Consider the following 19,866-nt stretch of genomic DNA (forward strand, 5'->3'; position numbering starts at 1 on the left):
GGGCTGGCTTTGGTGAAGGAGTTGACGGCCTTGCATGGAGGGCGTGTCGAAGCGCGTAGCGAGGGGGCGGGTAAAGGTTGTGTGTTTACGCTGCGTTTGCCGCTGGCTTTAGATGCCGTCATTCCCGCGTAGGCGGGAATCCAAGTTCTGCGTGAGCTAACTTAACGCATCCAAACTTGGATTCCCGCCTTCGCGGGAACGACGGGCCATGATCCGCTCGATCATCCGCTCCGGCGACTCTTCGACATCCAGCACCATCCCCGCCTCATCCCCCTCCAGCGGCTCCAGATCCCGCAACTGGCTATCCAGCAGCGACAAAGGCATGAAATGCCCCGCCCGCGCCCCCATCCGCGCAGCGATCGTCTCGCGGCTCCCATGCAAATGCACGAAGCGCACATCGCAACCCGAGACACGCAGCGTATCGCGATACGCCCGCTTGAGCGCCGAGCAGGCCAGCACCACCTCGCGCCCGCCGGCGCAGGCGCGCGCCAGTTCGTGGGCCAGCAGGGTCAGCCAGCCTTCGCGGTCGGCGTCCGTCAGCGCAATCCCGGCCGACATCTTGCGCACGTTCTCGTCTGGATGAAAGCGGTCGCCCTCGATGAATTCGGCGCCCAGGACATCGGCCAGGCGCTTGCCGACCTCGCTCTTGCCGCAGCCGCTCACGCCCATGATCACCCAGGCGCTCATGTGCTCTCCCGCTCGCGCAGGGTGAAGCCGAGGTCGATGCGGCGCGCTGCCGGCGTTTTGCCGGCAATGAGATCCAGCAGCAGCGAGGCGGCCTGGTAGCCGACCTGGTAGCGCGGCGTGTCGACCGTGGTCAGCGAAGGCAGCATCAGGCTGGAGGCCGGCAGGTCGTTGAAGCCGGCCACCGCGATCCGTCCAGGCACCGGTATGCCGGCGCGCTGGCAATGGAAGATGGCGCCATGCGCAAGGTCGTCGTTGCAGAAGAAGACGGCATCGGCATCCGGCAGCTCGGCCAGCACGCGGCGCATCAGCTCCGCGCCGAGGGCGACGGTCGAGGGTGCGGGCGTCATGATTTCGAGGCGCTGGTCGAACAGGCCGGCCTCGCGCATCGCCTGGCGCCAGCCGTCGGCGCGGCGCAGGGTGCGCTCGTCGAGCTGGGCGCCGACGAAGGCGATCCGGCGGTAGCCTTTCCCCAAAAGGTGGCGCGTCAGGGCCATGCCGGCGTCGAGCTGGGAAAAGCCGACCGACAGCGTGGATGGCGTTTCCGCCAGGTCCATCATGGCCACCACCGGCACGCGCAGGGTCTCGAGCATGCTTGCCACTTCGGGGCTGTGGCTCAGGCCTGGCAGCAGGATGCCGTCCGGGTCCGATTGCAGGTAAGTGCGCAACAGCTTCTCTTCTTCGCTGTCCGAATAATGCGTATTGCCGATCAGGAGCTGGTACTGGCTGGCCTCGACCGCATCCTGGATTCCGTCCAGCACCGCCGTGAACACCGCGTTCGACAGCGATGGCACCAGCACCGCGATCACGCGCGACTGGCGCGATGCCAGCGCCCGCGCCGCGCGGTTAGGCACATAGCCGAGTTCCAGCACGGCGCGCTCGACCCTGGCGCGGGTCGCGCTTGAAACCAGCTGCGGCTGGCTGAGCGCGCGCGAAGCGGTCATGGTCGACACCCCCGCCACGCGCGCTACTTCCTCCAGCGTTGCCCGTCCCGTTCCACGTCCTTTGCCTGTGCTGCTTTTGCTCATCGTCTTCCTGATTCAGGCCACTCGGCCGCCCCCGGATTGCGCCACGCTTTGGACAGTTTGTCAATGTCATGTCCGAGATGTCCTACGCGTCCTCCGCCTATTTTCCGATTGCCGCTATCAGTAAGCGGACTACCATGAAGTTTTCGGCACCGAAAGGAGGCGCGAATGCCAAGTAACCAGGAATATAAGGGTAAAGGCAATAAAGGCAGTAATTACGATGAATTGAGCGGTGTAGGGACCAGCAGCGCCGGCAAGACAGGCACGACTGGCAACCTCAACGACGGCGGCCGCGATGGCGGCATCGGATCGCCCGACCTCGCCGACTCGGGCAATTTGCAATCGGCCAACGCCGGCCAGCCGGGCGGTACTCCAGCCCAGGGTGATTCCCAGCGCGGTCAGGCCAATCCGGGCAATCGTCAGCAAGGAGGAGATTTAAATCAGCAACAGGGCAAGCAACAACCGAGCAACAAGCAGCAGAAGTAAACCCTTCCTTCAGCGGCGGGCGCAATGTCCGCCGCGCACTCCTTCCCTCAGTATTATCCACAGTTCTTGAACTGTCGTATCCACGCCGCAAGTGCTGGATGTTTCCGTAGGGAATGAATATACTGCCCTTGCAGGCCTACCCTGCATGCATATCACCACTCCCCTCCCCACCATGGACGCGCCGGCCCCGAATTCCCTCGCCGCAGACCCGCAACTGCGCATCGACGACGCGCTGGAAGAGCTGAAACGCTCGCGCGAGCGCATGAACGCCATGCTGGAGAGCATAGGCGACGCCTTCTTCGCAGTCGACCGCGACTGGCGCGTCATCTACGCCAACGGCAAGGCCGCGAACTTCGTCGATGTGGAACTCGGCAGTACCATCGGCAAGCCCTTGCTGGACGTGGTGCCGGACCTGAAGGACACCGCCATCCTCGAGCGCTACCTGCAGGCGATGGAAAGCGGCCAGCCCGCCGTGTTCGAAGACTACTGGGCGCCTACCGCCACCTGGGTCGAAGCGCGGGCCTATCCGACCGCGGACGGCCTCTCGGTCTACTTCCACGACATCACCGAAAAGCGCCTCGCCGAGGAAGCGCTGCGCAAGAGCGAACAGCGCTTCCGCAACCTGTTCCAGCAGGCCGGCGACAGCATCCTGATCACGGACCGCCAGCTGCGCATCGTGGCCGCCAACGGCCGCGCCTGCGCCCACTTCGGCTACCGCGAGGACGAGCTGCTGGGGATGTCCGCGCGCGAGATCGACAGCAATTTCAGCTATGGCGTCGAACTGTACGAAAGCCTGCTGCGCGGCCAGACGCACCTGCTGCGCATCGTCAAGAAGCGCAAGGACGGCAGCACCTTCCCGGCCGAAGTCCGCGTCTCGCGCTTCGAAGAAAACGGCCAGGGATTCTTCCAGGCGATCATCCGCGACCTGACCGAGCGCGAGGATGCCGAGCGTCAGCTGCAGCATCTTGCGACCCACGACACCCTGACCGGCCTGCCGAACCGCGCCCTGCTGCACGAGCGCCTGCAGCGCATGCTCGACGACTGCGCGCCGGGCCGCTCGGTGGCGGTCATGTTCCTCGATCTCGACCGCTTCAAGGAAGTTAACGACTCCTTCGGCCACGAGCACGGCGACGTGCTGCTGTGCGAAGTCGCCGCGCGCCTGCGCCGGGTGCTGCGCCCGGCCGACGTGGTGGCGCGCCTGGGCGGCGACGAATTCGTGGTGGCGGCCGAAAGCGGCGGCGGAAGCGATGCCGCCGCCTCCATCGCGGCCAAGCTGCTCGAGGTGCTGACCCTGCCGGTCACGGTTGGGGCCCAGGACGTGGTGGTGGGCGCCTCGATCGGCATCAGCATGTACCCGCGCGATGCGGCCACGCGCGAGCTGCTGTTCCAGACCGCGGACACCGCGATGTACCGCGCCAAGGCCGAAGGCCGCAACCGCTACCGCTTCTTCGAGCCGGAAATGACGGTGGCGGCGCGCGCCCGCATGGCGCTCGAGCTGTCGCTGCGGCCGGCGCTGGCGCGCGAGGAATTCGAGCTCCACTACCAGCCGCGGGTGGACCTGCGCAGCATGGAGGTCGTGGGCATGGAAGCGCTGATCCGCTGGCGCCATCCACAGCAGGGCATGGTGCAGCCGCAGCAGTTCATCGGCATCGCCGAGGAGACCGGTCTGATCGTACCGATCGGACGCTGGGTGCTGCGCGAGGCCTGCCGCCAGACCCGCCGCCTGATCGACGAGTACCGACGGCCGATCCGGGTCTCGGTCAACGTCTCGGCGCGCCAGCTGGCCCAGCCGGGCTTTGCGGCCGAAGTGCGCGAAGCGCTTGCCGACGCCGGCCTGGCCCCGGTCGCGCTCGAGCTGGAGCTGACCGAGAGCGCCCTGATCGAAGACCTGGAGCGCACCGCCGCCATGCTGGGCGAGCTGCAGGCCCTGGGCGTGAAACTCGCGGTGGACGATTTCGGCACCGGCTATTCCGGCCTGGCCTACCTGCGCCGCCTGCCGATCGACGTGCTCAAGCTGGACCGCTCCTTCGTGCTGCAGGACGACGGCCGCATCAGCGCCTTCGATTTCGTGAAAGCCTTCGTCGACATGGCGCACGCGCTGCAGATGTCGGTGGTGGCCGAAGGCGTGGAAACCACCGAGGTGCTGGACTTCCTGCGCGCCGCTTCCTGCGACGAAGCCCAGGGGTATCTGCTGGGACGCCCGCTGCCGCTGGCGGAACTGCGCAAGCTACTGGGCAGCAGACCAGAACGCGGCAGTGTCCTCGTCGCCGGCATCGGGGCCTGACGAGGCTTCCAGCGGCTCCGCCACCAGCAGCGCCAGCCTGCCTTCCAGCGCCTCGAAACGCAGCGGCAGTTCCAGCTTGCAGACTTCACCGTCGGCCGCCACCTTGATTCTGCGCCGCCCGGACAGGAATGGCGCCCGCACCGTCATGCTGCGGAAGGCAAAAGCAGTCACGTCCTCGGCCTCGCCCAGGCGCCCGAGCGCGCCGCGCAGCAGTAGCGCGAGCATACGCCATTTGCCGACAGGGCGCGGGGCGATCGCCGCCAGCCTGCCCTCCTCCACCGCATGGTCGAGCGGCTGCATGCCGACCTGCTCCATCTGCAGGCGGTTGTTGCCGACGAAGAGCGTCGGGGTCCGCAGGCGGTGGGCCCGGCCATCCAGCTCCAGCTCGATGCGCAGGTTGCGGTGCCGGCCCAGCGCCGTCTTCAGCGCCGACAGGATCGCCACTACGCGGCTGCGGCCGTACTGGCGCTTGTCATTCTCGCGCTCTTCCAGCAGGCGCGGATACAGGCCAACGCTGGCGTTCACCAGGAAGCTGCGTCCGTTCACGGTACCGACCTGCACGTGACGCACGCGGGCGCGCAGCAGCGCCTGCACGGCCTCGCGCAGGTCTTCCGGTATGCCGTGGGTGCGGCCGAAATAATTGAAGGTGCCCTGGGGCAGTACGCCGAACACGCAGCCGTGGCGCACCGCTTCGTGCGCAACCGCGTTGAGGGTGCCGTCCCCGCCGGCCGCGACCAGGATGGCGGCGTCAAGCGCGGCCTTCTGCGCCACCCTGGCGGCGGCTTCGGGCATGCGCGCGCCCTCGTGCACGACCTCGATCTCGCAACGGCGCCCGGCGCCTTCCAGCACCTCGCGGATGGTGGTGCAGCGCAGCTCGGTATCGGTGCGGCCCGAGCCGGCGTTCAGCACGACGTAGTATGGCGCTTCGGGGCCTGGGTCCTGCATGACCATCTCGTTTGCTCCTCCTCTGTGACGTCGGTGTCGAAAGGGTAGCAGTTTTGGCGGGCGTGCCGCTCCCGCTTGCCGGGCGGAACCGCGACGCCCTTGTCGCCAATTTCGCGACATCGTGCTGCACCGGGCGCGGCTTATACTGCGGCGCTATGAGAATCAGCAAGGAAAAAGCCGCCGAGAACAGGGTCGCCCTGATCCGCGCCGCCAGCAAATTGATACGCGAACGAGGCATCGATGGCGTGGGCGTGGCGGAAATCAGCAAGGCGGCCGGGCTCACGCACGGCGCGCTGTATGCCCACTTCCGCTCCAAGGAGGAGCTGGCCCTGGCCGCGCTCTCGCATGGACTCGAGCAGACCTGCGCCGGGCTGGATGAGGCCAGCGCCGACGGCTTGAGCGGCCTGTCGCGCTTCCTCGACGACTTCCTGTCGCTCGCCGGGCGCGACGACTATGCCGCCAACTGCCCCGTGGCCGCTTCGGCCAGCGAGATCGGACGCCAGGACAGTGCGCTCAGCGCACGTTTTGGGGAGGGGATTCTTTCGATGGCGGCCGCGTTCGAGCGCGGCATGGCGCCGGGCATCGACACCAGGGCGCGCGCGCTGACGGTGGTGGCGGCCCTGGTCGGCGCCCAGGCCGTGGCGCGCGGCGCCGCCAAGGGCGACCCCGCGCTGTCCGAAGAAGTGCTACGCTCCGCGCGCCAGACGATCGTCGGCGCACTGCTGGCGCCGCGCGCGGACTGATTACTTCGCCGTTTACTTCGTGACGGCGATCTCGGTACGGTGGCCGCCCTTGAAGGTGTAGAGGGTGATGGTGCCGTCGCGGATGTCGCCGTGCGGGTCGAAGGCGATGTTGCCGGTCACGCCCTTGTAGCGGATCTTCGCCAGCTCCGGCAGGTATTTCGCCGGCGCCGAGGAACCGGCCTTGTTCATCGCCTCGGCCAGGATCAGGGTCGCGTCGTAGGAATACGGCGCGATGATCTGGACGTCGATGCCGAAGCGCTTCTTGTAATCGGCGCGGAACTTGTCCATGCCGGCCTTGCCGGCCGCCTCGACGCCGCCCGCTTCCGCGCACACCACCTGGCCGTCGGCCATGGTGCCGCCGGACAGCTTGTGCATCTCGTCCGAGCAGATGCCATCGCCGCCCATCATCTTGACGTTCAGGCCCAGCTGCTTCATCTGGCGCAGCATCGGGCCGGCCACCGCATTCATCCCGCCAAAGAACACCAGGTCGGGATTGCTGGCGCGGATGCGGGTCAGGATGGCCGAGAAATCGGTCGCCTTGTCGTTGGTGAACTCCTTCGCCACCACCTTCATGCCCTGCTGGCGCAGGCCGTTGACGAACTCGGTCACCAGGCCCTGGCCGTAGGCGGTGCGGTCGTCGATCACGGCCACGCGTTTGGCGGCCATGCTCTTGACCGCGTAGCGGCCCAGCGCGCGGCCCAGCTGGATGTCGTTGGCGACCACGCGGAAGGTGGTGTTGAAGCCCTGCTTCGTATAGGCCGGATTGGTCGACGAGGCGGTGATCTGCGGGATGCCGGCATCGAAGTAGATCTTCGAGGCCGGGATCGTGGTGCCCGAGGTCTCGTGGCCGATCACGCCGTTGACTTTCGCATCGGCCAGCTTCTGGGCCGCGGCGGTCGCCTGCTTCGGCTCGCCGGCGTCATCTTCGGGCGCCAGCACCCACTTCACCTTGCGTCCGGCAATCGTGGCGCCGCGCGCGTTCAGCGCCTCGATCGCCATGCGCACGCCGTTTTCGCTGTCCTTGCCGAAGTGGGCCACCGGTCCCGTCATGGCGGCTACGTGCCCGATGCGGACGACTTCCTGGGCCGGTGCCAGGCCGGCCGCCGACAATGCGGTCAAGGCAAACAGATACTTCTTCATTCCATCCTCGTATATACAGGTGATTCTTTATACCAAAAACGATATGTTACAAGGGATAGTGGTAACTCTCAAGTATTCCCTGGCAACAATCCGGTTTTCCTGCAGAATGGCGACCATGCCTGAGAAACTGCCGACACTTTCCGCCTCCACCCTGCTGCGAGCCCTGTTCAAGCGCCCTGCCCGCGGCGCCTCCGCCGGTCCGATTCCGACCCGCTACCTTCTCGACCGCATCGACCTTGAACAGGTGGCGCGCTACCGGAGCGGCCTGGGCTTCGGGGGGACGCGCATACCGCTCACCTATTACTACCTGCTGGCCCAGCGCGCCCATCTGGCGACCATGCTGGGCGCGGCCTTCCCCTTCCGCCTGGTGGGGGCGATCCATGTCGACAATACGCTGCGCGCGGGCGTGCAGCCGGTGACCGGGCGCCCGCTGGAACTGGCGACCGAAGTCCGCATCGAGCCGCCTTCCGCCAACGGCGCCGTGCACGCCGTACTGGACACCCAGGCGACCCAGGACGGCCAGCTGGTGTTTGCCTGCAGCAGCACCTACCTGGTCGCGCGCGGTAAGCGCAGCGGCGGCGGTCCGCGCGCTTCCGCAACGGCGGCGCCGGCGCTGGCGTCCGTAAGCGCCTGGCGCCTGTCCGCCGCCAGCGGCCGGCACTATGCCGCCCTGTCCGGCGACTGGAACCCGATCCACCTGTGGCGGTGGTCGGCACGCCTGATGGGCCTGAAGGCGCCCATCATCCACGGCATGCACACGCTGGGCCGGGCCTGCGCCGAGCTCGAACGCGCCGGCGGGCGCCCGCTGGCGCGGCTGGACGGGCGTTTCCGCGCGACGATCGAACTCGGCGCCGAAGCCGCGCTGGCGGCCAGCCTGGCGGACGGCCGTTTTACGGTCGGGACCGGCGGCCGCGTCGCCGTCGAGGGCGAATTCGCGTTTGATTCATCTCAACCCATGCAGGCAGCATATCCGCGATCCTGAATGGGCCGCCTCGCATCGGGCGGCGCATCCATGGGAGGACGGCCATGTACAAACACATCCTGATCCCGAGCGACGGTTCCGAAACGTCCCGGCGCGCCATCCTGGCCGGTGTCGAATTCGCCCGCGAGGTGGGCGCCGAGGTGGTGGGCCTGACGGTCACGCCCGAATTCCACGTGCTGAGCACCAGCAGCGAGATGATCGAAGACACGCCCGAGCAGTTCGCCGCCGCCAGCGAGGGCCGCGCTCGCCGCATCCTGGCCGACATCGACGGCGCCGCGCGCGAAGCCGGCCTGCCCTGCCGCCTCGAGCATGCCGTCGACGACGATCCCTATGCCGCCATCGTCGCCACCGCGGAACGCCTGGGCTGCGACCTGATCGTGATGGCCTCGCATGGACGCCGCGGCCTAAAGGGCCTGCTGCTGGGCAGCGAGACCCAGAAGGTACTGGTGCACGGCACGGTGCCGGTGCTGGTGCACCGCTGAACGCCCTGCTCGCCACGCACCATGTACAAGCGCATCCTCGTGCCCACCGACGGCACCGAACTCTGCACCGCCGCACTCGGCGCCGCCCTCGAGCTGGCGCAGGCGGGCGGCGGCGCCATCCTCGGCCTGCATGCCGGCCCGCCCGAGCGCCTGAACCCGCTGGCCGAAGAAGATCCGGTGCGCGCCGCCTGGCTGATCGAACGCGAACAGGCCGGCGACGACGCCCTGGCCTGGGTCGCGCGCCGCGCCGTGGAAGCCGGCGTGCCCTGCGAAACCCTGCTGGTCCACAGCGAGAGCCCGGCCGCCGCCATCGTCGAAACGGCGCGCGACCGCCTGTGCGACCTGATCGTGATGGGCTCGCACGGCCACGGCGGCCTGCGCGCGCGCCTGCTGGGCACCGAGACCACCAGGGTGTTGGAGACTTGCGCGATACCGGTGCTGGTGGTGCGCGGACCCTACTCCAGACCGAGCCAGCGGCGGTAGGCCGCGTAGTGGTGCACGACGTAGCCGCCGAAGGACCGCATCCGCCCCACGCTGCGCGACGTTGCCGCCAGCTCGCGCTCGAGGTCGGCCTCGCCCAGGTGGTGGAAGGACACCTTTTTCAGCGCGTTCGGCATGGTCTCGATGCCGATCATCACCGGCCGGCCGATCGCCTCGCCGTAACTGAGTTCGTCCATCGCATGGCTGACCAGGCCGTCGCCGCCGTCGGCGTGATCGCGGTAATCCATCAGCGCGACGAAATCGTAGATGTCCTGCACGTGCTGGCTGACCGGCTTGCGCTGGCCCTTCCAATCGAGCTGGATGCCGTCCAGCCAGAACGGTATCGCAGGCCCCATCGGCAGGGCCTGGCCCGAGGCGGCCTTTAGCCGCATCAGCGCATCCGACATCTCGACGAAGTTGGCCAGCAATTCCATCTTGCGGGTCGACCACTCGGCCAGGATGTGCGGCTCGATATCGAGATTGATGCCGTCGAAGCGCTCTTCCGGCGCGGCCGCCTTGTTGTAGTCGAGCACGCGCTGGAGCATGGCCAAGGCGTCCTCGCGGTGGCGCGGCAGCACGTAGCGTTCCGTGTTCAGGTAGCCCGAACCCAGGAGCGCGTAGACCTTGAGGCCGGACGCGTGCATGCGGCGCAGCAGCCGGCGGTATGCCTGGGGCTGGGACGCGATCAGGTTGCGTCCGCGCGAGGCGTCTGCGTACAGGTAGATGGTGCCGATGGACTTGGCCTTCAGGAAGGCGATGCCCTGGGCCGCCGCGCCCTCGCTGTCGAGCATGGCGTAGGACTCGCCTTCCCAGGTCCAGATCGCGCGCGGGCCGGCCGGGGTGAGGGGCAAATCGGCGGCTTGCGCGCTGCCGGCTGCGAGCAGCGCGGCCAGAACCAGGCTGCGCATCACAGCTTCATCTCCACGTGGTACTGGCCGATGCCGATCGAACGGCCGGTCTCCGGATGCGAGGGAATCATCGACACGAAATAAGTCCCGTGCGGCAGCTTGCCCAGCCTGGCCGGCAGCGCCACTTTCAGCGTGGCGCCCGGCGCCAGCGTCTGCGGCTCGCCGGCGGCCTCGCCGACTTCCAGCCCGCCGGCGTCGCTGATCACCAGCAGCGGCACGAAGGGTTGCGAGGTCGAGGTCGACTGATTGCTCATGGTCGCTTCGATCATGGCGGCGCCGTCCGGTCCCGGTGCGGCGGCGCGCCTGACGCCGGCGACGCCGACGCCGCCCTCGGCCGCCAGCGCCACGCTGCGCAATTCACGCGCCTCGGCGCGGTAAGGCGCCAGCTGGTCCATGACGGCGGGCGGCGCCAGCGCGGCGGCCCGTGCGGCCACGCGGTTGGCCTGCAGGAAGCCTTCGAACTGGCTGCGCGCCGTGGCCAGCGCCTTGCCGTCTGGCGCGCGGTCGGTCAGCAGGCCGTCGGCCAGCGCGTACAGCCGGCCCTGGGCCAGGTAGACCGAGCCGGAGACGAAGTCGCTGAGTTCTGTCTTGGTCTGCTTCAGCGGGATCACATGCAGGTTGCGGAAGCTGGTTTCGGTATCGAGACCGGTGCCGAGCCAGGACACCTGGGCGGGCGACTGCAGGCCGTGATTGTTCGACAGGTAGGCCAGCAGCGAAGGCGCGAGGTCGAACTGCGAGGACATCGCCTTGACCGCGCGCGGCGCCTTCAGCATCGGCGAATACACGATCAGGGGCACGTGGTAGCGCTCGATGCGGGTGTCCATCGGCAGCTCGGGCAGGCGGTGGTCGCCGGTGATGATGAAGATGGTGTTCTCATAGCCCGGCAGTTTCGCCGCGCCCTCGAAGTAGCGGCGCAGCGCGTCGTCGGTATAGAGGATGGAGGCGAAGATCTCGCGCTGGGCCGCATAGCCCGGATTCGCATTGCCGGCGATGCCCAGCTGTGCCAGGCGCTGCCCCACCTTTTCCAGGTAGCGCGGCTTGTCCGGGAAGCTGAAAGGGTCGTGCATGCTGGTGGTCTGGATGATCGAGACCGTGGGCGCCTGCTCACGGTCCTGCCCCTGGCGCCGCAGCGCCATATCGACCAGATCGCCGTCCGGATAGCCCCATTCGTTGCTGCGCTGGGCAGGCGGGCCGTAATCGCGCTCGCTGACGAAGCCGTCGACGCCTTCCTGGCGCAGGTATTTGCCTTCGTTGTCGAACTCCAGGTTGGAGCCGCTGTAGAAGTTCAGGCGGTAACCCTGGGCCTTCAGGACGCTCAGCAGCGAGGCATGGCGCGGCATCCGGTCACCCAGTGCCGCGAGGCCGTTCTCGCCGAAGGGCAGCGAACCGAAGACCGTGGTCAGCACGCCGAAGGTGCGGCCCTGCCCTGAAAGGAAGTTCTCGAAGTAGAGGCTGCGCCCGGCCAGCTCGTCGAGGAAGGGCGTGAAACTGCCGAGACGCGCGCCCGGACCCGAGAAGGTGCGGCCCAGGCCTTCGACGATGATGAAGACCAGGTTGGGCGGCGCCGTGCCCGGGTGGCGTTCGAGCAGCGGGCCCAGGGTGTCGGGCGTGCGCTCCGCATGCGCGAAAGGATAACGCGCGTCCTTGCCAGCCCAGGGCAGATCGCCCCTGCCGTGTCCGACCTCGCCGGCGCCGCCCCTTCCCGCCACGTGGGCCAGGTTGCGGTCGGCAAAATAGGCCGTCTTGTTCAGCAGGTAGTCGATGCTGGCTTCGCTCTGGGCGGCCGGCGGCGCGAAGTGATCGGGCAGGACGGCGAAGCCCAGCAGGCTGACGGCGCCCGCGATCAGGGCCGGGCGCGCAGCAGCACGTGGCCACCACGCCCGGCTGCAGGCATTCAGCGCCACCCACAGCACGGCCAGGGCGGACAGCAGGGCCACCACCAGCGGCGGATGGACGCGCCAGCCGCCGCCGACGGTGGTGGCCACCTCGGCGCGCGTATAGCCGAACAGGTCGGCGCCGAGCGGCACGCCGGCGATCCACTCGTATTGAACCAGGCCGGCCTGGCAGGCCAGCAGCACCGACCAGCACAGGCCCAGCAGCGCCAGGCGCCAGCGCCGCGCCGGGATCGGCGCCAGCAGCGGCGCGCCCAGCACGAACAGGAAGCCGTAGCGCAGCAGCGACAGCAGGTCGTTGGCAAGCGCCGGGCCGAACAGGATGGACACCTTGACCGCGCCGGCCACGTGCGAGGTTTCGGCGATGCGCAGGCAGAGCCAGGCCAGCATCAGCGCCGGCAGGCAGCTGAGGACATCGCCGAGGGCGGCGCCCAGCGCGCGGCGCACCGGTCCTGTCTCCTTGACCGGCGCCGGCGGCTTGTCGACGACGGCTACCATCGGCGGTACAGCGCGAAGCTGATGCCGCGCTCGTTGCCGGAAGCGGCGCCGCCCGACGCCGCGCGCGAGAAGCTGGCGCCGATCTTGCCGCCCCATTGCGGGCTGAAGTAGCGCACCAAGGCGATGCCGCCGCCGCCCGAACGGGCGCGCCCGCCGACCAGGCTGAGAGAATCGTCGCTGCGGCCGCTGTTGGCGCTCAGCTCGAGGTAGTTGTCGGCATCGCCCGTGTAATACCAGCGCGCCAGCAGGCGCTCGCCTGTGCTGTGCGAGTCTTCGGAGACGATGTTCTGGTGGCGCAGCTGGATGTAGAAATTGCCGGTGTATTTGGCCAGGCTGATGCCGTAGATATTGACGCGCGAGTCGAAGCCCAGCACGTCGTCGCTGAGCGAGGCTTCCCAGCCCTGGCCGAGCGCCTGCCAGACTTCGACCCGGCCTGAATTCGCCGGGAACAGGCGGCTGCTGGCCGAATGCTGGTAGCGCAGGTTGGCATAGGCGCCCTGCCACAGGCTGGCGTAGCCGTCCAGCGCCCAGGCGTAGTCCTGCTGGCCGAAGCGGTGCGCGCGCAGGGTCTCGAAGCCGAGCGAGCCGGCTTTCATGTAATGGCGCAGGCTGGCCGTTTGATCGTTCCAGCGCGGACCAGTGCCGACGTCCGTCCAGCTCGAGGCCAGGCTGGCGGCCCAGTCGTAACCGGCGGCGCCGGTGGCGTCCGGCGTGCCCGCGGACGGTAGCGTTGGGCGGGGCTGCAGGTCGGCCAGCAGGCCGTCGATCTCGCCCACGTCGCCGCCGAGGGCGCGGGCGCGTTCGAGGTCCGCACGCGCTTCAAACGCATGGCCGAGGGCGCGCTGCGCACGCGCACGCGCCACCAGTGCAGCCGGATCCTTCGGGCGCAGGGCGACAAGGTGTTCGTAGGCTTCCAGCGCCTTCGCCGGCTGTTCGCTCCATCGATACGTATTGCCCAGCGCTTCCCAGACGTCGGCATAGTCCGGCGAGGCGCTCGCGGCCGCCGACAGGTCGGCCACCGCTTCGTTCCAGCGTCCGAGGCGCGAATACACGACGCCGCGGCCCAGCAGCACGTCGGCATTGCCCGGCGAGCGCGTCAGCAGGGCCGAATACGCCGCAAGCGCAAGCTCGGGCTGGCCGCCGTTGGCGAGCGCACGCGCGTTCGCGTACTGATCGTCGAAGGACGGGGCGCTGGGCGGCTGGACCTGGGCGGGCGGAGAGTCGGGTAGCTGGAAGTCGATGGGCATGTAGCAGGAAAAAGAGGCAAAAGACGCAGGCCAAACTGTGCCGGACTCGCCCTATTGCGTCAAGGAAAGCACCTGTTGTGCGGGCCTTGTGTCGCGCAAAATACTCAAATCGATGGTCATCCAGACATCGATGCTGCAGGACTGGCAAGTTCATTTCAGGCCCGGCCGGCTGAGGTCGACCACGCGCCCGGACAGCGTGAAGATGCCCTCACCCTGATAATGCAGGGTCTCGGGGTGCGCCGGCGTGGCCGCGACGCGCGCCGCCACCACTTGCCAGATGAAGAAATTGTATTTGTCGACCAGGCTGTCGTCATGCAGCCGGCATTCGAACTGCGCATGGCATTCGCGGATGGACGGCGCGCCCACCAGCCGCGAGGGCTGGGCCGTCAGGCCATGCATGTCGAACTTGTCGATGTCGGCGCCGCTGGTCGAGCCGATGCCGAGCACCGCCTCCGTGAGCGCCGTGGTCGGCAGGTTGATCACGCACTCGCCGCTGGCGCGCACCAGCTCGAAGCTGTGGTTGCTGGACGCGATGACGCAGCCGACCAGCGAGGGCGTGAATTCCATCACGGTGTGCCAGCCCATGGTCATGATGTCGCGCCGGCCCTGCCAGCTGGAGGACACCAGCACCACCGGGCCGGGTTCGAGGTAGCGCCGCACCTGGTGCAGCGGGAGCGTGTGCTTGCGGGGCAGGTTCATGGATGCATCATCGCTCGGCGGCCGCGGCCGGGGCGCACGGATGGGCGGCGGCGGCGCCAGGCGGTACACTAGCGGGATGAAGTCCACTGCTTTCCTGTCGCGCAACCGCCGTCTCCTCGTACTGTGCGCGGTGTCGGTCGCGCTGCATGGCGCCTTGCTGGAGTTGGCTGCGCACCGCAAGCCCGGCCCGCTGGCGCCGGCGATGGCGCCGGCGCCGCTGGCGCTGCGCCTGGTGGATGTGGTGCCGCAGGCGCACGGCAGCGCCGCCGCTGCGCAGCGTGAGCCGGAACCCGAACCTGGGCGGCAAGCCACGCGGTCCGCGCCGGATAGCGCCGTCACGCCTGTGAGACCACCGGCGCCCGCTTCCCGCCCGCGTCAGGCCGCACCCGCGGCGCCGGCAGTCGCGCCGGCCAATGCCGCCCCTCCTCCCGCGCAGCCGGCGCCAGTCACCGGCGCGCGCCTGCTGATGCAGATGCCGGGCCGCTACCGGGTCTCCCTGCCCCCCTCGGCGCGCCTGCGCTACGAACTGCTGCTGCAGGGACGGCCGGCGCCGGACAGGCCGGCCTATCTCGACTGGCGCAGCGACGGCGCGACCTACACGCTCGACATCGACGGCCTGACAGGCCGCCTGTCCAGCCGCGGCATGGGCGGCGACGCCGGCATTGTGCCGCAGCAGGCCAGCGAAACGCAGGGCGAGCGGGCGCTGCGCACCAGCTTCGATCCGGAGACGGGAGAAGTACGGTTCGAGGCCGGCGGCACCCGCGCGCCGGCCTCGATCGGCATGCAGGACCGCGCTTCGGTGCTGGTGCAGCTGGCTGCGATCGGCCGCGCCGATCCAGAGCAGATGCAGGACGAGATCCGGATCGCCGTGGCCGATGCCGCCGCGGTGGGCGTCAGCCAGTACCAGGTGCTGGGGCAGGAAGACGTCGCCACCGGCATCGGCACCCTGCCGGCCTGGCATCTGGCGCAGGCGGCGGCGCCCGGCCAGGCGCGGCTCGAACTGTGGCTGGCGCCGTCCCAGGACTGGCTGCCGGTGCAGCTGCGCCTGACCGCCGCGGATGGCACGGTGTCGACGCAGGTCCTCACCCGCGTCGACCGCTAGAGATTACTCGCGCACGCGGCGCCAGCCGGCGCGGTGCGCCTCGACATCGGTGGCGCGCGCCACACTGGAGGTGATGGTGTTGCCGTCGGCGGTGGTGGTGACCATCTTCAGGGCGCCCGAAGGCAGGCGCACGATGATGAAGCCGACCGCCGCCGAATTGCCCGACAGCGTGGACCCGGCAATCGCACCGACGCCCTGCTGGCTGTTCACCGGCATCCCCGTGCAGACGTTCAGCTGGTACACATTGCTGCTGCCGCCGACCTTGCAGGAGGACGAAGACGAAGGCATGTTCGACACCACGGTCAGGGTGCCGGCCGCCACTTTCGGATCGAGGTTGACGCGCTCGCCGGCGTTCTGGTCGAGGTCGAAGAACCAGCCGGCCCTGGCGCCCAGGCTCACGGTCGGGCCGCTGATCGTGTACACCGAGGTGTTCGCCGGGTGGGCCAGGGTCTGCTCGTCCATCGAGAGCGGATTGCGCCAGCTGGCCGCGCCGATGCCGGTGTTGCTGTCCTTGAGCACGTAGACGCTCTGGGTCGCGGTGTCGGCGATGTCCGGCAGGTCGAGCAGGCGCCCGGTGCCGAAGATGACGATCTTCTGCGCGCTCACGGTCGTGACCCCGAGCTTGTCGGTGTTCGAGACCTGGCACATCGTCACTTCCGGCCGGCTGGTCACCGGCTGGGCGCTGCCGGCATCGCCCATCTGCACCACCGCAGGGTCGCCCTGGGTGGTGAAGTCGAAGCGCCACATCTTGCCCTGGTTGTCGCCGCCATACACATAGGTGACCAGCGGGTCGGTGAGCGGATTGTTGGTGACAGCCGTAATCTTGGCCAGGCCCGAGGGCGTGGTGGTATCGCCCACGCCGGTGCTCTTCTTGCTCAGCACGCGGCCGCTGGCGATGTCGACCACGTACAGGTAGCCCTTGCCGTCGCCGCCGAAGCCGGTGGATGGGATGTTGTTGTAGCCGGAGGTGAGGAACACGACCCAGTGCTCGACGCCGGACGAATCCTTCCAGGTGCCGAATTGCGGATTGCCGAAGGACAGGCCGATGTCGGCGTCGTAGCTGGTGCCGCTGCAGACGCTGGCGTCGGCGCACAGCTCCCACAGGGCCACCGGCGTGGCCGGGTTGGTCACGTCGATCGCATAGTAGCCGCGGCCGCCGGCGTTCAGGCCGGCCACCAGCACCGAGCGCCACTCGGTGCCGATCTTGACGTCCGAGATCTCGGGCGAGCCGTCGGTGCTGAACTGGTGGTTGGTGCTGTAGGTCGTGCTGGCCTGCAGGTGCAGCTTCTTCATGGTGGCGCGCGGCAGGTAGCCCCACAGCTCGTTGCCGTTGGCGGCGTCGAAGGCGTGCAGCATGCCGTCGTTGGCGGCGACGAACACCGCCGGCGTGCGGCCGACATTGTCGACCTTGAACTTGGCGTAGCCGGCGGCCGTGTAGTTCTTGCGCGGCTCGCGCTGGTAGGCCGGCTTCGACGCGGCGATGTCGCCGAGGACGATCGGCAGCACCTGGGTCACGCCTTCGTCCTTGGTGTTGGACAGGGTGTAGGCGCGCAGGCGGGTGTCGTCCGCATACTGCTGGCGCCCGCGCAGCCAGTCGACGATATTGCTGCCGTTGTTGACGATCAGGCGGTCGGCGGCCGACAGGTTGGTGCACTGGGCCAGCGCACCGCACTTGTTGTCGAACCAGGCTTTTTCGGTGGCGTTCAGGTTGTCGTACAAGAATTCCTTGAGGCCGCCATTGTCGACGTCCAGCATCTTGAGCTTGCGGGTGTCCGTGGCGGCCGCCACCTTGGCGCCGAGGGTATTGCTGGAGTGCCAGGTGATGGTCTTGATCACTTCGCCGCTGACCGGGTCCAGCTTGCGGTCGGTGAGCACGCCGAACCATTTCACGGTGGTGAAGGTCGCGGAGAAGATGTCGTTGTCTTCGAGCGTGATGTTCGGGGTCGAGGTCGCGGATGCGGCGGCGGCGCCGACGTGCACCTCGATGTTGGCGAGGGCCTTGGACAGGCCGTCCACCACCTGCGTCGGGTCGGAGGCGCTGAAGTATTTGCCGTGGCCGTTGATGGCCGCGTGCCAGAGGTCGTCGACGCGCTCCTGCAGGGCCGCGCTGCCGCTGTCCTCGCTGGTGTTCGGATCCGGCCACACGTAGGCGCCCTTGTTGTTCCAGGGGCAGCCGGTGGTGACGCCGGTGACCAGCTTGTAGAAGTCCGAGCCCTCGGTGGCGCCGGTGTCGTACTTCGGGTCGAAGGTCATGACCCCGTCCACGCCCAGGCCGAGCGCGTAGGTGTTCATGTGCAGGTGCTGGTTGTCGCCGGCGGCGGCCGGCACCACGCCGTCCTTGGTCATCGGGTCGATGTCGGTGCGCAGCGAGCTGGTGCCGGTGCTGCTGCCGCCGTTGTACCAGTGCAGGGCCACGTCGGCCAGCGAGGCGGCGCTCTGGTCGCGGGTGTCGACGCAGCCCAGGCGCTTGCTGCAGAAGCGCGACAGGTTTTCCGTGTTGTCGTTGTTGGCCACATTGCTGGCCGCGCCGCCGTTCCAGTAGCCGTCGGTGGTGACGAAGGCGAAGTTCTGCTGGCAGGGATACTGGATCACTTCCGAGCCGGCCGCGCGCTTCATGTTGCCCTGGTTGGCGTACATCTTGCCGATCGCGTTCAGGGCCAGCCGCAGCGGCGTCGAGTTCGAGCCGTTCATCTTGTACAGCGCGGTGTACCAGGCGCTGCGGTTGGTGCCGGAAAACTCGGCGGGATAGGTGAAGCCGCTGGACGACTCCGCCGCGGCGCTCGACAGCGAGACGATGCCGACGTTGTAGTTGCCGTTCAGCGCCTGGAAGGCCTGGCCGACCGCCGTCTTCATCATCTGGTTGCGCGTCTTGTAATAGGCGTACCAGTTGGCGAAGTTGGTCATCTCTTCGTCATAGGTGCAGGTCGCGCCGGCGCAGTCGGTGCGGGACGGCGCCTTCGGGTAGCTGGTGGTGGTCGACACGATGTCGGTGCGCACGAACACCGGCGCGCCGGTGCCGAGGGCGGTGGTCGTGGTGGGGATGACGTCGGTATTCTTTTTGCTGATCGACTTCTCCTGGGCGTCGACGTTCACCGCCCAGCCGTTGCGGCTGCCGTCGGCCACCACGGTGCAATCGGTGCTGGTCTTGGCCGCGCCGGCCGGGCACACGATCGGCACGATCGCGATCACGTTATTGGCCGGAAGATTGATGCCGTAGGTCGAGCAGGCCGGCGCCGCGGCGCTGGTCGGGCTGCGCACACAGGCCATGTATTGTCGGGACAGGCCGGTCTTGCCGATGATCGAGGCAGCCAGCGCGGTGGCCAGCGCGCTCTGCTTGGACAGGGTCGTGGTGCCGTTGTTCGCCGTCACCGCGCCGCCGGTGATGGTCACGGTGCCGCCGGACTCGCTGACCGTGATCTTGTTGATCACCAGGTCGTTACTGGTGTCCGACGCGCCGATGGTAACGGTGCCGTAGGCGGCGGTGACGGTGCTGGTGGCGCTGGCGAAGCGCGGGTATTTATAGGCGCCCACGTATTTCGCCTGGCAGTCCGTCAGCGCGGTGCTGTTGCAGAAGCGGACCTTGGCCGGGAAAGGATAGCCTGCCGGCGCCGCCGCGCCGACCGAGACGTTTTTGCAGGTGACCAGGCTCGCTTCCTTGCAGTACTCGGCGACGTTGATCGTGTAGTAGTAAGGCGCCGTGCCTCTGTAATAATTGGAGCTCTTGTAGGTGGCGTCCGGATAGACATAAGTCGGATTGCCATAGACGCAGTTGGACGAATCCGGCTTGCACCAGCCGATCTCGGGAAAATCGTTCGCGAGGTCGGTATTGTCCTCGCCCTGCCCCAGCAGATTGGTCTTGTTGATGCCGAAGCCGTCGGTCGGAACCTTGGTCCAGGACGTCGTCTGCGCCTTTGTCATCGATGCATACGAATTGCCCTGGGCGTCCACCGGCGGCGTGTACTGGACCTTCGGATCGTAATACTGGCGATTGAAATCGGCGCTGTTGAAGGGCGGATGGCCCGGCTTGCATGCGGTCCTGCCGTTGGCCAGCGTGGTGTTGTTGCGGCAGGTCGTCGAGTCGTCCACGTAGTCCGGTGTGAACATGTAGGTCATCGAGCCCGAGTTATCGTACAGGAGCATCAGGTTGGGCTTGACGTTGCCGCTGCCGGTGATGTTCAGCAGCGGCAGCTGGGCGATGCTGGTCGGGGCCGCGCAGGCGGCGGCGCCAAGCAGGACCAGGAAGAAGAAAGCGAGGAGTTTTTTCATGGG

17 protein-coding genes are annotated in these 19,866 nt (G+C 68.0%); 8 read left to right on the forward strand and 9 right to left on the reverse strand.

Going from position 1 to position 19,866, the window contains the following annotated elements:
- The first annotated feature begins 12 nt into the window (after positions 1-12).
- On the forward strand, positions 13-132 hold the full coding sequence (locus LQV39_RS26500; protein WP_374199481.1) for a hypothetical protein: 120 nt from the start codon (positions 13-15) through the stop codon (positions 130-132).
- Between the two features lie 24 nt (positions 133-156).
- Here the strand turns inward: LQV39_RS26500 and LQV39_RS24260 are convergent, their stop codons facing one another.
- Both LQV39_RS24260 and LQV39_RS24265 read right to left on the reverse strand, forming a co-directional pair.
- Positions 157-687 carry a gluconokinase gene (locus LQV39_RS24260; protein ID WP_230029758.1) on the reverse strand — a complete coding sequence of 177 codons (531 nt, stop codon included), beginning with the start codon at positions 685-687 and terminating at the stop codon, positions 157-159.
- Complete coding sequence (locus LQV39_RS24265) at positions 684-1,712, reverse strand: LacI family DNA-binding transcriptional regulator (protein WP_230029759.1); 1,029 nt, start codon at positions 1,710-1,712, stop codon at positions 684-686. Before LQV39_RS24265 ends, LQV39_RS24260 begins: the two co-directional genes overlap by 4 nt.
- A 165-nt stretch (positions 1,713-1,877) precedes the next feature.
- Here LQV39_RS24265 and LQV39_RS24270 point away from each other — a divergent pair, with 165 nt between their 5' ends.
- On the forward strand, positions 1,878-2,195 hold the full coding sequence (locus tag LQV39_RS24270; RefSeq protein ID WP_230029760.1) for a hypothetical protein: 318 nt from the start codon (positions 1,878-1,880) through the stop codon (positions 2,193-2,195).
- Between the two features lie 145 nt (positions 2,196-2,340).
- Complete coding sequence (locus tag LQV39_RS24275) at positions 2,341-4,479, forward strand: bifunctional diguanylate cyclase/phosphodiesterase (protein ID WP_230029761.1); 2,139 nt, start codon at positions 2,341-2,343, stop codon at positions 4,477-4,479.
- On the opposite strand, the gene LQV39_RS24280 is transcribed toward LQV39_RS24275, so the two are convergent.
- Positions 4,423-5,424 (reverse strand): diacylglycerol kinase family protein, encoded by a 1,002-nt coding sequence (locus tag LQV39_RS24280; RefSeq protein ID WP_230029762.1) that lies wholly within the window; start codon positions 5,422-5,424, stop codon positions 4,423-4,425. The two genes, LQV39_RS24275 and LQV39_RS24280, sit on opposite strands and share 57 nt — an antisense overlap.
- 155 nt (positions 5,425-5,579) lie before the next feature.
- Here LQV39_RS24280 and LQV39_RS24285 point away from each other — a divergent pair, with 155 nt between their 5' ends.
- Entirely contained in the window at positions 5,580-6,167 is a 588-nt protein-coding gene (locus LQV39_RS24285) for a TetR/AcrR family transcriptional regulator (RefSeq protein WP_230029763.1), read from the forward strand.
- 12 nt (positions 6,168-6,179) lie between these two features.
- Here the strand turns inward: LQV39_RS24285 and LQV39_RS24290 are convergent, their stop codons facing one another.
- Positions 6,180-7,307 carry a branched-chain amino acid ABC transporter substrate-binding protein gene (locus tag LQV39_RS24290; RefSeq protein ID WP_230029764.1) on the reverse strand — a complete coding sequence of 376 codons (1,128 nt, stop codon included), beginning with the start codon at positions 7,305-7,307 and terminating at the stop codon, positions 6,180-6,182.
- A gap of 115 nt (positions 7,308-7,422) precedes the next feature.
- Between LQV39_RS24290 and LQV39_RS24295 the strand changes: the two genes are divergently transcribed.
- From LQV39_RS24295 to LQV39_RS24305, 3 genes are read left to right on the forward strand one after another with little or no spacing between them, the layout of a single operon-like run.
- Positions 7,423-8,289, forward strand: a complete 867-nt coding sequence (locus LQV39_RS24295) for a MaoC/PaaZ C-terminal domain-containing protein (RefSeq protein ID WP_230029765.1) — start codon at positions 7,423-7,425, stop codon at positions 8,287-8,289.
- A 44-nt stretch (positions 8,290-8,333) separates the two neighbouring features.
- Positions 8,334-8,771: a universal stress protein gene (locus LQV39_RS24300; RefSeq protein WP_230029766.1), complete on the forward strand. Its 438-nt coding sequence runs from the start codon at positions 8,334-8,336 to the stop codon at positions 8,769-8,771.
- A gap of 21 nt (positions 8,772-8,792) precedes the next feature.
- Positions 8,793-9,254, forward strand: coding sequence for a universal stress protein (locus tag LQV39_RS24305; RefSeq protein WP_230029767.1), 462 nt, complete (start codon positions 8,793-8,795; stop codon positions 9,252-9,254).
- Here the strand turns inward: LQV39_RS24305 and LQV39_RS24310 are convergent.
- From LQV39_RS24310 to LQV39_RS24325, 4 genes are all read right to left on the reverse strand, one after another.
- On the reverse strand, positions 9,227-10,159 hold the full coding sequence (locus LQV39_RS24310) for a hypothetical protein (RefSeq protein WP_230029768.1): 933 nt from the start codon (positions 10,157-10,159) through the stop codon (positions 9,227-9,229). The two genes, LQV39_RS24305 and LQV39_RS24310, sit on opposite strands and share 28 nt — an antisense overlap.
- Complete coding sequence (locus LQV39_RS24315; protein ID WP_230029769.1) at positions 10,159-12,549, reverse strand: LTA synthase family protein; 2,391 nt, start codon at positions 12,547-12,549, stop codon at positions 10,159-10,161. The genes LQV39_RS24310 and LQV39_RS24315 overlap by 1 nt, the downstream gene beginning before the upstream one ends.
- Positions 12,543-13,796, reverse strand: a complete 1,254-nt coding sequence (locus tag LQV39_RS24320) for a YaiO family outer membrane beta-barrel protein (protein ID WP_230029770.1) — start codon at positions 13,794-13,796, stop codon at positions 12,543-12,545. The genes LQV39_RS24315 and LQV39_RS24320 overlap by 7 nt, the downstream gene beginning before the upstream one ends.
- A 150-nt stretch (positions 13,797-13,946) precedes the next feature.
- Complete coding sequence (locus LQV39_RS24325) at positions 13,947-14,495, reverse strand: flavin reductase family protein (RefSeq protein ID WP_230029771.1); 549 nt, start codon at positions 14,493-14,495, stop codon at positions 13,947-13,949.
- Between LQV39_RS24325 and LQV39_RS24330 the strand changes: the two genes are divergently transcribed.
- Complete coding sequence (locus tag LQV39_RS24330) at positions 14,494-15,597, forward strand: DUF3108 domain-containing protein (RefSeq protein ID WP_230029772.1); 1,104 nt, start codon at positions 14,494-14,496, stop codon at positions 15,595-15,597. The two genes, LQV39_RS24325 and LQV39_RS24330, sit on opposite strands and share 2 nt — an antisense overlap.
- Before the next feature lie 3 nt (positions 15,598-15,600).
- Here LQV39_RS24330 and LQV39_RS24335 read toward each other — a convergent pair whose 3' ends face one another.
- Positions 15,601-19,863: a pilus assembly protein gene (locus tag LQV39_RS24335; protein WP_230029773.1), complete on the reverse strand. Its 4,263-nt coding sequence runs from the start codon at positions 19,861-19,863 to the stop codon at positions 15,601-15,603.
- Positions 19,864-19,866: the final 3 nt, after the last annotated feature.

This window comes from Massilia sp. Bi118 (assembly GCF_918697865.1).
Taxonomy (GTDB): Bacteria; Pseudomonadota; Gammaproteobacteria; order Burkholderiales; family Burkholderiaceae_D; genus Telluria.